10 protein-coding genes and 2 pseudogenes are annotated in these 13,324 nt (G+C 70.0%); 8 read left to right on the forward strand and 4 right to left on the reverse strand.

What is annotated here, in order from left to right:
• The first annotated feature begins 471 nt into the window (after positions 1 to 471).
• Positions 472 to 1,812, forward strand: a complete 1,341-nt coding sequence (locus tag AB0H57_RS31405; protein WP_357512298.1) for an aminotransferase class I/II-fold pyridoxal phosphate-dependent enzyme — start codon at positions 472 to 474, stop codon at positions 1,810 to 1,812.
• 56 nt (positions 1,813 to 1,868) lie between these two features.
• Here AB0H57_RS31405 and AB0H57_RS31410 read toward each other — a convergent pair whose 3' ends face one another.
• Positions 1,869 to 3,197 (reverse strand): alkaline phosphatase PhoX, encoded by a 1,329-nt coding sequence (locus AB0H57_RS31410; protein ID WP_357512299.1) that lies wholly within the window; start codon positions 3,195 to 3,197, stop codon positions 1,869 to 1,871.
• Positions 3,198 to 3,991: 794 nt separating this feature from the next.
• Between AB0H57_RS31410 and AB0H57_RS31415 the strand changes: the two genes are divergently transcribed.
• The 5 genes and pseudogenes from AB0H57_RS31415 to AB0H57_RS31435 form a co-directional block, all read left to right on the forward strand.
• Entirely contained in the window at positions 3,992 to 5,617 is a 1,626-nt protein-coding gene (locus tag AB0H57_RS31415) for an EAL domain-containing protein (protein ID WP_357512300.1), read from the forward strand.
• A gap of 42 nt (positions 5,618 to 5,659) precedes the next feature.
• Entirely contained in the window at positions 5,660 to 6,370 is a 711-nt protein-coding gene (locus AB0H57_RS31420; protein ID WP_357512301.1) for a VOC family protein, read from the forward strand.
• A gap of 105 nt (positions 6,371 to 6,475) precedes the next feature.
• Entirely contained in the window at positions 6,476 to 7,534 is a 1,059-nt protein-coding gene (locus AB0H57_RS31425) for a S8 family peptidase (protein WP_357512302.1), read from the forward strand.
• A gap of 193 nt (positions 7,535 to 7,727) precedes the next feature.
• A pseudogene (locus AB0H57_RS31430) lies at positions 7,728 to 8,105 on the forward strand (BTAD domain-containing putative transcriptional regulator); the annotation flags it as partial.
• Positions 8,063 to 8,782: pseudogene (locus AB0H57_RS31435) on the forward strand (BTAD domain-containing putative transcriptional regulator); the annotation flags it as partial. The pseudogenes AB0H57_RS31430 and AB0H57_RS31435, both read left to right, overlap by 43 nt.
• A 547-nt stretch (positions 8,783 to 9,329) precedes the next feature.
• On the opposite strand, the gene AB0H57_RS31440 reads toward AB0H57_RS31435, so the two are convergent.
• The 3 genes from AB0H57_RS31440 to AB0H57_RS31450 all read right to left on the reverse strand — a co-directional run bounded on the left by AB0H57_RS31440 (position 9,330) and on the right by AB0H57_RS31450 (position 11,247).
• A complete protein-coding gene (locus AB0H57_RS31440; RefSeq protein WP_357512303.1) occupies positions 9,330 to 10,424 on the reverse strand; it encodes a 12-oxophytodienoate reductase in 1,095 nt (364 codons plus the stop codon).
• A 44-nt stretch (positions 10,425 to 10,468) separates the two neighbouring features.
• A complete protein-coding gene (locus AB0H57_RS31445; RefSeq protein WP_357512304.1) occupies positions 10,469 to 10,837 on the reverse strand; it encodes a MerR family transcriptional regulator in 369 nt (122 codons plus the stop codon).
• Positions 10,838 to 10,941: 104 nt separating this feature from the next.
• A complete protein-coding gene (locus tag AB0H57_RS31450; RefSeq protein ID WP_357512305.1) occupies positions 10,942 to 11,247 on the reverse strand; it encodes a hypothetical protein in 306 nt (101 codons plus the stop codon).
• A 356-nt stretch (positions 11,248 to 11,603) separates the two neighbouring features.
• On the opposite strand from AB0H57_RS31450, the gene AB0H57_RS31455 reads away from it, so the two are divergent.
• Both AB0H57_RS31455 and AB0H57_RS31460 read left to right on the forward strand, forming a co-directional pair.
• Positions 11,604 to 12,161 carry a GNAT family protein gene (locus AB0H57_RS31455; RefSeq protein ID WP_357512306.1) on the forward strand — a complete coding sequence of 186 codons (558 nt, stop codon included), beginning with the start codon at positions 11,604 to 11,606 and terminating at the stop codon, positions 12,159 to 12,161.
• 216 nt (positions 12,162 to 12,377) lie between these two features.
• Positions 12,378 to 12,833 carry a GNAT family N-acetyltransferase gene (locus AB0H57_RS31460; protein ID WP_357512307.1) on the forward strand — a complete coding sequence of 152 codons (456 nt, stop codon included), beginning with the start codon at positions 12,378 to 12,380 and terminating at the stop codon, positions 12,831 to 12,833.
• Positions 12,834 to 13,324: the final 491 nt, after the last annotated feature.

A 13,324-nucleotide genomic window follows, 5' to 3' on the forward strand; every position in this document is an offset into this window, starting at 1 on the left:
CCCGCCGCATAACCACACCAACAACCCCCATCCCGGCTCCGCTGCGCTACGCCGGGATGCTGCCGCCCGTCTCGGCACGGTCATTTTCGGATTAGGGCCCTGACCGGACCTGGCAGGCAAGGGCGTCCAGCAGGAACCCCTGACAGCAAGTCGATCTCCGCCGCCACGGCGAGCCCGGCGTAGGCGGGCGCTGATCCGCACCCGGTCGGCGACCCAGCCGCGCTCGGCCCTGCCGTCACCCCAAACGAGCTGTGACGCGGGCGGGGACAGCACGGGCAGGCGTCGGAGATTATCCTCCGGGCCATGACATCCACCTCGCCCGATCGGCGCGGCGTCGACTCAGCCCTGGACCCGTCGGCGGAGCAGATCCGGGACATGGGCGGGCGTGCCGTCGAGTGGGTCGCCGCTCACCACGACTCGATCCGGGACCTGCCCATCGCCCCGCGTACCTCCGCCGCCGCGTTGAAGCAAGTGCTCGCGGAGCCGCTGCCCGTCGAGGGCCGTGACTTCACCGATTTGCTCACAGTATTTTGTGAGGTGGTCGTGCCCGGCAGCCGGCACAACGGGCACCCCCGCTTCTTCGGGTACGTCTCGGCGCCGGGCACCGCCGTCGCCGCGGTGGCCGACTTCCTCGCGTCGGCGCTGAACCCGAACCTCACCGCGTGGCGGTCGGCCCCGGCTCCCACTGAGCTGGAGCATGTGGCCATCAACTGGATCAAGGGGGTTCTCGGCTGCGACCCAGGCGCCGGGGGCTTGTTCACCAGTGGCGGCTCGATGGCCAACTTCACCGCACTCGCCGCCGCACGACACCGTCACTGCGGCGACGCGGTCGCCGCCCATGGTGCGGCCGCTCATTCCGCGCCGCTGCGCATCTACGCCTCCACCCAGACTCATCACTCGATCCACAAGGCCGCCGCACTGCTCGGCATCGGGCGAGCGAACGTGCGTGAGATCCCGGTGGACGCCAGCTTCCGGATGGACGTCGACGCTCTCGTCCGTGCTATCGATGAGGATCGGGCGGCCGGGGCGGAGCCATTCTGCGTGGTGGCGAACGCCGGAAGCGTCGTCACCGGCGCGGTCGACCCGCTCGCCGAGATCGCGGCTGTCGCACGCCGGCATGGAATGTGGATGCACGTCGATGCATGTTATGGCGGTTTCGCGCGGCTCGCCCCCTCGGCTCGTTCGCTCTTCGACGGCATGTCGGAGGCCGACTCGATCGCCCTCGACCCGCACAAGTGGCTGTACCTGCCCGCCGACTGCGGGTGCCTCATCTACCGCGACCCCGAGGCGGCGCGGCCCGCTTTCAGCGTGGACGCCGACTTCATCCGGGTCACGCAGACCGAGCCGGCCGAATCCTTCGCCTTCTGGGACTACGGTGTCGACCTGTCCCGCCGCTTCCGGGCCCTCAAGGTCTGGATGGCGCTGGCGCACGCCGGTTCACGAGCTGTCGGCGACGCCATCGAGGGCAACCTCGACTGCGCCCGTCACCTCGCCGAACTCGTCGACGCCAGCCTCGACTTCGAACTGCTCGCTCCGGTCGAACTCTCCATCTTCTGCTTCCGCTACCTGCCGCCGGGTGCCCGTGCCGGCTCGCGGTCACAGGCCGACGAGGAGGCACTGGACCGCCTCAACGAACGGATCATGGTGGCATTGCAGCAGGGCGGCAGCTCGTATCTGTCGAACGCAACCATCAATGGCCGCTTCGCGCTGCGCGGCTGCGTGCTCAACTACCGCACCACCCGCCGCGACATGGAGGTCCTGCTCGAGGACGTACGCCGCGTCGCCAAGCAGGCGATCGAGGAGACGCGCTGAAGCTCAGCCCGCAGCCGTGCGGCGGGGCCGGCAGAGCAGCCCCGCCGCGTTCACCATCAGCCCTGGCGGCGATTCCAGGGACCGGTGACGGCGTACGTGATGCCGGGGTTGTAGACGTTGAAGAACATGGTTCGGCCATCGGCGGAGAAGGTGGCTCCGGCGAGCTCGCCGTACTCCGGGTCCTCAGCGGTGCCGACGTTGACCCGGTTACGGGCGAAGACGAACACCTTGCCGTCGGCGGTCGTACCAAGGATGTGCTGGTCCCCGATCCCGTCCTCGCACATCATCAGGCCCCCGTACGGTGACATGCAGATGTTGTCCGGGGCATCGAACTCCGGGTTCTCCGGCGGTGGCGTCGCACGGGTGAAGATGGTTTCCAGGCGCAACGTGTTGGCGTGGGGGTCGTACCGCCAGACCTGGCCATCGTGGTCGCGGGCCGAGCCCAGCTCACGTCGGGCGAACGACGAGACGAAATAGGCGCACTTGTCCTTTTCGCCCCACCAGGCGCCCTCGATCTTGTATCCACCGGTGATCGGCTTGCGGTAGTCCTGGGCACGGACCGACTCCGTCCCTGCCAGCGGGTCGGGCACGTCGAGCCACTCGATGCCGGAGAAGGATGTGCCCGTCTCCATCACGACCGACAGGTCCGCAAGGTCCGGCACGTGCAGAGCCTGCAGCACGCCACCTGCCCGCAGGCTTCCATGGCCGCCAAGCGGCCGGTTCGGCAGGAATCGGTAGAAGCTGCCCAGCGGGGCCACGAAGGCGTCCTCGGTCTCGTAGACGATGCCGCTGCGCGGATCGACCGCGACTGCCTCGTGCTGGAACCGACCCATCGCGGTCAGCGGTGTCGGATTGGTGTTGCGACGGTCGTCGTACGGATCAACCTCGAAGATGAACCCGTGGTCCTTCGTGTATCCGCGGACCCCCGCCTTGTCCTCCGTTTCCTCGCAGGTCAACCAGGTATGCCACGGAGTACGGCCGCCGGAGCAGTTGATGGCCGTGCCGCCCAGGCTGACGTATTCAGTGACGGCGCGGTTGGACGCGTCGACGGCGAGTGTGCTGGTCCCGCCCCCCGCGGCCGGGTCGTACGTGCGTTCCGGCGGAGCGGCGACCGTGATCTTCGCGGTCGGGGAGCACTCATGGTTTCGGACCAGGCGGCTGCCGCGCGCCCGGTCGGCGAAGGAGCCCATACCATCGAAGCGACTCGGCACGATGCCGCCGTCCGGCCGGACACTGCCTTCCCGCGACAGCACCGTGTAGCGGAAGCCCACCGGCAAATCGAGCATGCCGGCCGGGTCAGGCACGAGCGGGCCGTACCCGGTGTCGGGGCCGGATACGCCCAGCGCGGGTGCAGCGGTGAACAGGGCGTCGACCGAACCGGCCACGGCCACAGCGAGACCGGCTCCGGCGGAGCGGGAAAGGAACTGGCGGCGGGACAAAGACACGGGCATGCCTCCTCGATGTCACGGACAGCTGCGGACCGACTGTCATCGATCCGAACCGTTCGATCCACTACGTCACATTCCATCCCACCGGTCAAGATGCTGATCGATTTGATCCATCACGATCCCGGAGGGCGCCCACGCGCCAGCCCAACGCCCGGCGGTTCGCCCATCCATCCTGGAGCCGCTCGGAAACCACACCACCGAGGTCGCCGCGCCAGGGTTCCGCCAACTGGCAGGCCGCAGAACTGCTCGTCCCCAGGCAGCCTCTTGCGTACGGGTTAGGAGTAAACTCACCGTCTCTTGCGGGTGGTCGTGAATTGATCACCGTGTGCTGTGCCCTGGCTTGCAACGGAAGTGGGTGGCCCCAGGTGAGCATCTTGCCGGCACTCGCAGCGGACTCCGCCACCACCGCCCTGGCGATCCTCGCGCCCAACGGCCGGTGCCTTTGGTGCAACGCGGCCGGCCACCGGTTGGGCATCGGACTGGGCGAGTTGCCGCTGGGCCAGATCGCGCCCGGCGAGTCCGCCGTGGAGCTGCCGGTACCCGGGTCCGACGGGGCCACCAGGTGGCTGCAGGTGCGGTGCCAGGGCATGGAGCACGAGGGGCAGCCGCTGCTGCTGTACGAGCTGCGCGACATCAGCGTGGAACGCCAGGAACGCGATCGAGGGCGCAACTACCGATGGCGGCTGGCCCACATTGAGCAGCTCGCCAAGGTGGGCACCTGGGAGTGGGACGTGGTGACCGACGCGGTCGTCTGGAGCGATGTGCTGCTGCAGATGTTCGGTCTGCAGCCCGGCACGAGCCTCGACTACGACTCGTACCGGAAGATGTTGTATCCGGACGACGTCGCCATGATCGAGCGAACGCTCGAGACGGCCCTGCGCACGGGCGGCCCGTTCTCCTACACGCATCGGATGTACCTCGCCGACGGCGCGACGTTGCGTGTCTTCGAGTGCTATGGCGAGGTCTTCACCGACTCGGCGGGGCGGCCGGTGCGCGTCCTGGGCACCGCCCACGACATCACCGCGATGCAGCGCGTCCAGGACAAGCTGGTCCGGCTGGCCGAGCGCGACCCGTTGACCGATCTACCGAACCGACGGGCCCTGCTCGCGCGCCTCGACGATCTGCTTCGCGAGAGACCGGAGAAATTCGGTGCGCTGCTGCTGATCGACATAGACAACTTCAAGGACATCAACGACGTATACGGCCACGCGGTGGGCGACGACGTGCTACGCGTGCTGGCCCGGCTGCTCCTGCGCGAGCTGCCACCCGGTGCGGTGCTGGGTCGGCTGGGGGGCGACGAGTTCGCCGTCGTGCTGCCTGGGACGTGCGCCGACGACGCCCTCGCCGTCGCGGAGGCGGTGTGCAACGCCGCTGTCCGTACCCCCGTGCCGGTGGCCGGCACCGGGCTGCGGGTGACCTTGAGCATCGGGGCTGCCTCGCTGGACGCCGGCGACACCCGCGATGCCATGCTCGCCCACGCCGACCTCGCTCTGTACGAAGCGAAGAACGCCGGCCGCAACCGCGCCCGGCTCTACCTGCCGGAGCACTACCGGCACGCCGTGCAGCGCGTCAACGTCGTGACCCGGGTCCGCAGAGCCCTCGATGAGGGCCAGATGCGTCTGGACGCGCAACCGATCATCGACCTGTCCACCGGAGGAGTGGTGAGTTACGAGCTGCTCATCCGGCTGCGTGACAGCCGAGAGCCGACGTTGTCGCCGGCGGACTTTCTGCCGACGGTGGAACGCGACGACCTCATCGGTGACCTCGACCGGTGGGTGGTGGCCACCGCCACCGCCGCACTGACCCACCCGATGGCGATGACGGCACGGATGCGCTTCGACATCAACATCTCCGCCCGCTCGCTGGAGTCGCCGGGCTTCGGAGACTGGGTGGTGCGTACGCTGAACACCGCCGGCATTGAGGCGAGCCGGTTGGGCCTGGAGATCACCGAGACCGCGGCGATCACCAACGTGGCTGCGGTACGACACCTCGCCGGCACCCTGCGCGACGCCGGCTGCCGGCTGAGCCTCGACGACTTCGGCGCCGGCTTCGGCTCGTTCGCCTATCTCAAGCACCTGCCATTCAGTACGGTCAAGATCGCAGGTGACTTCGTGCGCCAGGCCGATCGTGACGGCGCCGATCCTGTGCTCATCGACGCGGTCGTCCGCGCTGCCCATGGCCTGGGCATGCGCACGGTCGCCGAATCTGTCGAGCATGCCGCGCTGGTGCCCGCGCTGCGGATGCTGGGCGTCGACGCAGGCCAGGGCTACCACCTCGGCCGGCCGATCCCGTTGGACGAACTGGTCCGTCGAGGTCCCGATGCCTGGCAGGGCATCGATGTCGTCGAACCGTCGTAGGGCATCCTGAGCCGTGATCAGCCGTCCGGTCTGGAGGACCAGGTGGAACAACCCCTCACATCGCCGTTTCCCGCTGGCGCCGAACTCGTCACGAACGATCTCGACGCCGCCCGCAGCTTCTACCACGACCTGCTCGGCTGGACCTACACCGACACCGCCGACGGCTTCACCGCGTCCGCGGACGGCCTTCCCGCCGCCGAACTGCGCTCCGGGCCCGCACCGGCCCGCTGGTGGACCGTCTTCGGCACCGCCGGCGCGGCGGCCGTACGGGCCGCCGCCGGCCAGGCCGGAGCCCGCCTGACCGCCGACGAGGTGCATGATCCGCTCGGCGGAAGCTTCCGGCTGCGCACCGGCGTGCGGGCGACGGTCCCCGGTCCCGGCCGGCCCTGCTGGTATGAGTACATGACCAACGACCCGGCCAGGGCGGACCGGTTCCACTCCGACGCACTGGATCTGCGAGCCACCACACCACCTGGCGCCTCCGACGACTCGTACGCCTTGCTCAGCGCCGGTGGCACCAGACCCCTCGCCGGCCGTCTCGCGATGCCGGCGCCGCTGCAGACCCTCCTGCCGGCCGGGTGGATGGTCTACCTCGCTGTGGCGGACCCGGACGACATCGCCGAGCGCGCCCAACGGCAGGGTGGGCGGCTGCTGGTGCCACCCCGAGACGTGGTGACCGGTCGAGTGTGCGCGCTGGCCGACCCGGCTGGGGCCGTTTTCACGGTCATTCGTCCGGCGCCGGCCGGCGGTTGACGGGCATCCACCCGCCATGCGCGTAGGTCGGGTTACGAAACGTGTTGCGTCTCGGGTATCGCCTCCGATCTCTATATGAAAGGGCATCGGATTGAGGAGGATTCCATGGCGATGACCCGGCTACTTGCCAGCACCGTGGCAGCCACCACCCTCGTTGCCGTCACCGCGGCGCCCGCCCAGGCGGCCGTCAACGACCCCCTGTACAACAAGCAGTGGGGCCTGCAGCAGATCCGCGCAGAGCGGGCCTGGACGACCAGCACGGGAAGCAACGTCGTGATCGCCGTCATCGACACCGGCGTCGACCTGAGGCACGCGGACCTTCAGTCCAAACTGGTCCCCGGCGCCACCTTCATCGACTGCGGTCCGACCTCCTGCGGTGACGGCGACTGGCGAGGGCCCAACGGCCAGCCGGACGCGGGAGACGAGCACGGAACCCATGTGGCCGGCATCGCGGCTGCGGCCACCGGCAACGGCACCGGCATCGCGGGAGCGGCCCCCGACGCGAAGATCATGCCGATCAAGGTGCTGGAGGCGGGCAGCGGCAGCTTCGCCGACATCGCCGCCGGTATCCGCTACGCGGCCGACCACGGTGCCCAGGTGGTCAACCTCAGCCTCGGCGCGCTGCCGGGTTCCCAGGCCCTCACCCTGGTTGGGCTCGAGTCCGCCGCGACCGAAGCGATCGCCTACGCGCAGACGAAGGGCGTGGCGGTGATCGCCGCCGCAGGCAACGAAACCGCACCCCTGTGCGACACGCCGGCATGGGAACCCGGCGCACTCTGCGTCACCGCCACCGACCGGGACGAACTCAAGGCGTGGTACTCCAACCTGGGCGTGAAAGCCGACCTGAAGTCCGTTGCGGCTCCCGGTGGTGCCGGCCTTGTCAACTGCGACGACGACGTGTGGTCCAGCGTCCCGACCGGTACCGGCTCGGCCACCTGCGGGCAGGGCGACTATGACGCCTACGCCGGCACCTCCATGGCCACGCCTTACGTGTCGGGCGTGGCGGCTCTGCTCTTCGCGCAGGGCCGCAGCCTGAACAACGTGTACTCGGCGTTGATGTCGACCGCCCGTACGCCGATCGTCGGTCTGCGCGGTGTCTACACGCCAGCCTACGGCTGGGGCATCATCGACGCTCAGGCCGCTGTCGCCGCACCCCGCACCTGACACTCGACCACGCCGGCGCCCCGGCCCCGAGTAGACGGCGGCCGGGGGCGACCAGCACATCCGGTGCTTGCCTGGCGAGCCGCAACGTGATGGCTGATTGCCGGGCCGGCCGCTGTCGCCAATCATCACGCTTGTGGGTCAGGTGGAATTCTGTCTCCTCGGCTCGATCGAGGTCCGGCGCGACGGCACCCCGGTGTCGTTGGGCGGGCCGCGGCAGCGGGCCCTGCTGGCGCTGCTGTTGATCGAACGGGGGCGGACCGTCAACGCCGGTCGGCTGATCGACGACTTGTGGGCCGGACACCCGCCCGACGGTGCGGACAAGACGCTGCGCTTCTACGTGTCGCGACTTCGGACCGCGCTCGGCGTCGACGCCGACATCTGCTGGTGGGCGCCGGGCTACGCGATCCAGGTAGCACCCGAGCGGGTTGACACGACCCGGTTCGAGGCGCTCGTGCGCGACGGCCGGGATGCCCTCGCGGCTCGCACTCCGCGGGTGGCCGCAACCCGGCTGCGCGAGGCGCTCGCCCTGTGGCGGGGACAGCCGTTCGGCGGCATCAGCATCGGCGGCAGCCTGGACGCCGAGGCGAGCCGGCTGACCGAGCTGCGACTGCACGCGCTGGAACTGCGCATCGACGCCGAGCTCGCGCTCGGATCGAGTACGGATCTCCTCGGCCAGTTGGAGAGGCCATCCGCGACCATCCGTATCGGGAGGTCTTCTGGCGTCAGCTCCGGATCGCCCTGTACCGGGCCGGGCGGCAGGCGGCCGCCCTCGCCGCCTACCACCGGACGCGCGCGGCGCTCGACGAACTCGGCCTGGAGCCCGCCCCGGAGATGCGCGCCCTCGAGTCGGCGATACTGCGGCACGAGTTGGCACCAGCCGTGCCGCGGGGGTTGGCCGGCAACCTGCCGGCTCCGCTGACGAGTTTCGTCGGCCGTACGACCGAGCTGGCCGAGATCACCAGGGCCCTCGCCACGGCCCGGTTGGTGACGCTGACCGGTGCCGGGGGTGCCGGCAAGACGCGGCTGGCACTCGAGGCGGCTCAGGGCGTGCTCGCGGATTTCCCCGACGGCGTGACGATCGTCGACCTCGCGCCCCTGGCCGATCCTGCCCTGCTGGCCGGCCACGTCGCCGCGACATTGACCGTCAGCGACCGGGGTGGCAGCCCGGTCGCCGCGCAGATCGCCGAGCATTTCAGGTCGCGTACGGCACTGCTCGTCCTGGACAACTGCGAGCACCTGCGGGACGCGTGCGGGGAACTCAGCGCCCTGCTGCTGCAGGCCAGCCCCGGGCTGCGGGTCCTCGCGACCAGCCGCGCGGTCCTCGGTCTGCCCGGCGAGATCGTGTACGCCGTGGCGCCGCTGTCACCGGCCGACGCTGTCGAGTTGTTCCTGACTCGAGCCCGCGGCGCGAGTCCGAGGTTCGGTGCCGACGGCGCAACTGTCGAGACGGTCGCCCGGATCTGCGCCGACCTCGACGGGCTGCCGCTCGCCATCGAGCGGACAGCTTGCCGCTGCCGATCGCGGCGCCGAAGTAGCGGCCCTTCTCGGCGGCCGACGCGCGCAGCGTCGTGCCGGCGTCGGCCGGCGGGGCCAGCGCCACCGCAATGCCTGCGTCGAGCGCGCCGGCCAGCAGGCCGGCGGACAGCACGGCTCTCATGGGTCTCATGCGGATTCCTCTTCCGGGTTGCGGCGGTGGTGATGATGCGACCAGCGCGGCTCGCCCGGAGAGCCTGTGGCGCGATTGCCCTGCCATCGACTGTGAGCGATAACATTTGTGACGCCAAGCCCGGCGAGGTTAGGGATACACGTCCTCGTGTGCCTTGCGGTAGTCCTCGATCCCGGCCAGCCGGCCCGCCCCCGCGTGGGTCACCCAGGCCGGGTTACCGAGCAGGGCGCGGCCCAACGCGACCAGATCGAACTCGCCGTCCGCCAGCCGGCGGGTCAGGCCGGACACCGACTCCGGCCCGCCGGGACGCAGGAAGTCGCGGGTCAGGCCGACCGACCCCACCGTGATCGACGGCAGTCCGGTGAGGCGCTTCGCCCAGCCGGCCAGGTTCAGCGTCGAGCCGGCGAACGCCGGCTGCCAGAAGCGGCGCTGCGACGCGTGCAGGACGCTCGCGCCGGCGTCGGCGAAGGCGGTGAGGATCTCGGCCAGCTCGGCCGGGGTGTCGGCGATGCGGGCGTCGAACGCGCGCTCCTTGAACTGCGAGAACCGGACGATCACCGTGCGGTCCGCCGGCAGGTTCGCGCGGACCGCACGGACCACCGCGGCCGGGTACGCGGCCCGCCGCGCCGGGGAGCCGCCGAACGCGTCGGTCCGGCGGTTCGTGTACGGCCAGAGGAACTCGTCCAGCAGGTACCCGTGCGCGGCGTGGATCTCCACGGCGTCGATTCCGACCCGGCCCGCCACCCGTGCCGCGGCCGCGTACGACGTCAGCAGCTCGTCGGCGTCGGCGAGCGTCATCGCCCGACCGGCCGGCCGCCCCGGCTCCGGCACACCCGACGGGGTCCACGCCGGACGGCCGTCGACCGGCTCACGCAGACTGCCCAGGTGCCACAGCTGGGCGGCGATCCGGCCACCGGCGGCGTGGACCGCCTCGACCACTCGCCGCCAGCCCGCCTCGGCCGGCCCGGGCGCCATCCGCGGCACGGTGTCCTCGTGGCCGGCGCTGTGGTGGTCCACCAGGACGCCCTCGGTGACGATCAAGCCGATGCCCTGCTCGGCGCGGCGCCGGTAGTACTCGGCCATCTGCGGGGTCGGCACGCCACCGGGGGCGCGGTTGCGGGTCATCGGGGCCATCACGAAGCGGGATCGCAACGGCATCCCGGCGACGGTGACGGGTTCGAGCAGCGGTGCCACCGGCGAGCCGGTGTCGATGGTTCCGGTCATGCGTCGACCGTAGGAGTTGACACCGGTGTCAGGGGCAAGCCCGTTCAGGCCGCGGACGTCGGGACGCGCTCCTCGACGGTCATGTCGGTGATGATCTCGTCGAGCACCGAGACGGCGTGGGCGAGCTGCGCCATCTCGGCCATCATCCGGGCCCGCTCCTCGCGCAGCCGGTCGGTGAGCCACTGGGTGCGAATGTCCGGGTTGGTCACGCAGGGCAACAGCTCGGACATCCGCCGGCTGCTCAGTCCGGCCGCGAACAGCCGCTGGATGAGGCGTACCCGCTCGACCGCCGACTCCGCGAACAACCGCTGCCCGCTGGCGGTACGCACGGTCGCGAGCAGGCCCTGCTGCTCGTAGTACCGGATCGATCGGGCACTCACCCCGGTCCGCGCCGACAGCTCACCGATCCGCATCACGCCTCCCCGCCGTCGAACTCGACACCCGGGATCGAGCATGCCAGGTCCGGCACGGACGTCGCCCCGGCCGTGCCGGCCGGGGCGACGTCGGTACCCGTGCGTCAGCTGCGCGGGACGTTCATCCGCTCGGGGATGAGCTCGTACCGCGCGGGGTCGATGTCAGCCAGCGTCCCGTCGGTGATCGAGCCGATGATGCCGACCAGACCATCCTCGACCTGCTTGGCCAGCATGCCGTGCTGCTTCTGGCCCCAGGACTGGGTCTGTCCACGCGTCTCGAACAGGATCGTCGCGCTGCCGCGCAGAGCGAACGAACCGAGCGCGGTGCCGGGCAGGTTGGTGTCCTGCGGGTAGAGCGTCACCTTGCTCTGCGGCGAGTTACCGGACTGGAGTGCCTCGTATGCCGCCACGTTGACCCGGATCCGGGCCGGCCTTGGCGATCTCCAACCCCAACGCGCCGGCCACTAAGGCACCGGGCAGCCGAGTACAGCGAGTTCCTCATCGTCCATCCGCCAGCTACGGCGGCACCTGGAAGACCGTCCTTCCCGGCGAACTCGGCGTAGCCGGCTGCCTTGCGCCTCTGACGGTCCGCTTCTCCCGGGCGACCGGCCGCGGGGGCAGCGGCAGGCGCCGGAACCCGGTGACCGCCCGGCAGGGTGAGCGGGCCGGTCCGTGGCGGGGCCACGACCCGTGCACGCCCCCGGCTTGCGATGATGATGTTATGGTTGATCAACTGCGCCCGGCACCGTCACATCCCGCCTACCCCGTGCGTACACGGCGACTGTCCCTGCGCCCGCTGACCGGCCGGGACATCGACGCCCTGCTCACCTACCGGGCCGACGCGCAGGTCTGCCGTTACCTGCCCTTCGAGCCGATGACCCGCACCGACATCGAGCAACACCTGGCGTCGCGGTGGGCTGGCACCTGGCTCACCGACGAGGGCCAGGAACTCAGACTGGGTGTCGAACTCGCCCCGACGGGCGAACTCATCGGCGATGTGGTCCTTTTCTGGCACAGCCGCGAACACCGCGGTGGCGAGATCGGGTATGTGCTGCATCCCGGCTTCCAGGGGCACGGGTACGCCACCGAGGCCGCGCGTGCGGTGCTGAGCCTCGGCTTCGAGGTGCTGGGGTTGCATCGAATCGTGGCACGGATCGACGAGCGCAACGAGGCCTCGGCAGGGATAGCGCGGCGCCTGGGGATGCGCCAAGAGTCCCGACTCGTGCACAACGAGGTTTTCAAGGGTGAGTGGAGGACAAGACTCGATTTCGCCATGCTCGCCGACGAATGGTGCCCGCCCGGCGCTAGCCGACCGGGACGCTGAACGTCGTGCCGGAGCGCCGCCCGGTGCAGCTGACGACGATGAGGCTGCGGCCGACCGCCTGCGGCGAACCGGGGCGACGACCGCAAGCCGAGGACGCAGGCGTTGAATCGGTCGACGGCACGACGGGCACGTGTTCGCATGCGCGTAACGCTAGGGTCGCCGTGGACCGGCGGCCCGAGTGCGCGCGGCTGCTATTGACTCGGTAGGTTGTCGATCATGGCGGACATACGGCTGGAGCCGATGACCGAGGATCAGTACAAGCCGTGGCGGGCCGAGGCCGAGGCGCACTACGCGCAGAGCGTCGCCGCGTCGGGCCAGTCGGCGCAGGATGCGGCCCGCAACGCCGCCGACACCTACGCGCAGCTGCTTCCCGACGAGTCCGCCACCCCTGACCACCATTTCTGGTACGCCTACGACGGCGACCGCCGGGTCGGTTTCCTCTGGGTCAAAGTCACCCACGACACCGCGTTCGTCTACAACATCGCCGTCGAACCCGACGTACGCCGCCAGGGCTACGGCCGCGCGATCATGCTGGCCGCCGAGCGCTGGTGCCACGACAACGCGCTGACCAGAATCGGTCTGCACGTCTTCGCCCACAACACCGGCGCCCGAGCCCTCTACGAGCAGCTGGGCTTCACCGAGACCGGCCGCAACATGGCCAAAGACCTGTGACGAGGCCGGACCTGGTTAGGGTCTCCCGGGGATCTCTTCGTCGCCTTCGAGCTCCCGTTCGACCTGGGCGGTGCGGTCGGCGCGTTGCTCCGCCTCCGCCTTGAGCCGATCGAACTCGTCATCTGCCCGCTCGATCGGGTCGTCCAGCTCTGTGACATCCGGTTCAGTGATCAGCCTTCTACCCCGGGTCCTGCACGCCAAACGGGCCGAGCGGGGACGCGGCGGATCCAGATCTAGACGAATGTGTGGCTCCGAATCTCGCCGACAGAATCCCTCGCGCGCCTCACCTCGAACCGTCGCCAATATGCCCTCGGATTTGCCTTGATCAAACGCACTCATCTCGGCACGAGCGGATGCCTAACCGGTCACCAGCCGTGACGCTGCAGAGCGCGGATGGCGGCATGAGCGCGCACCTGCCGTCCGACTTCGGTGGCCGTTTCCGTCAGGGCAGATCGCGGCGCAGGACGTAGTTGAAGCCGAACTCTGTCTCG

Origin of the sequence: Micromonospora sp. NPDC050686 (assembly GCF_040654475.1) — a bacterium.
Classification (GTDB): Bacteria; Actinomycetota; Actinomycetes; order Mycobacteriales; family Micromonosporaceae; genus Micromonospora.

Coding starts and splice junctions, on each gene's coding strand:
- AB0H57_RS31425 (WP_357512302.1), top strand. CDS start 6,476: ATGGCGATGACCCGGCTACTTGCCAGCACCGTGGCAGCCACCACCCTC.
- AB0H57_RS31440 (WP_357512303.1), bottom strand. CDS start 10,424: ATGACCGGAACCATCGACACCGGCTCGCCGGTGGCACCGCTGCTCGAA.
- AB0H57_RS31445 (WP_357512304.1), bottom strand. CDS start 10,837: ATGCGGATCGGTGAGCTGTCGGCGCGGACCGGGGTGAGTGCCCGATCG.
- AB0H57_RS31460 (WP_357512307.1), top strand. CDS start 12,378: ATGGCGGACATACGGCTGGAGCCGATGACCGAGGATCAGTACAAGCCG.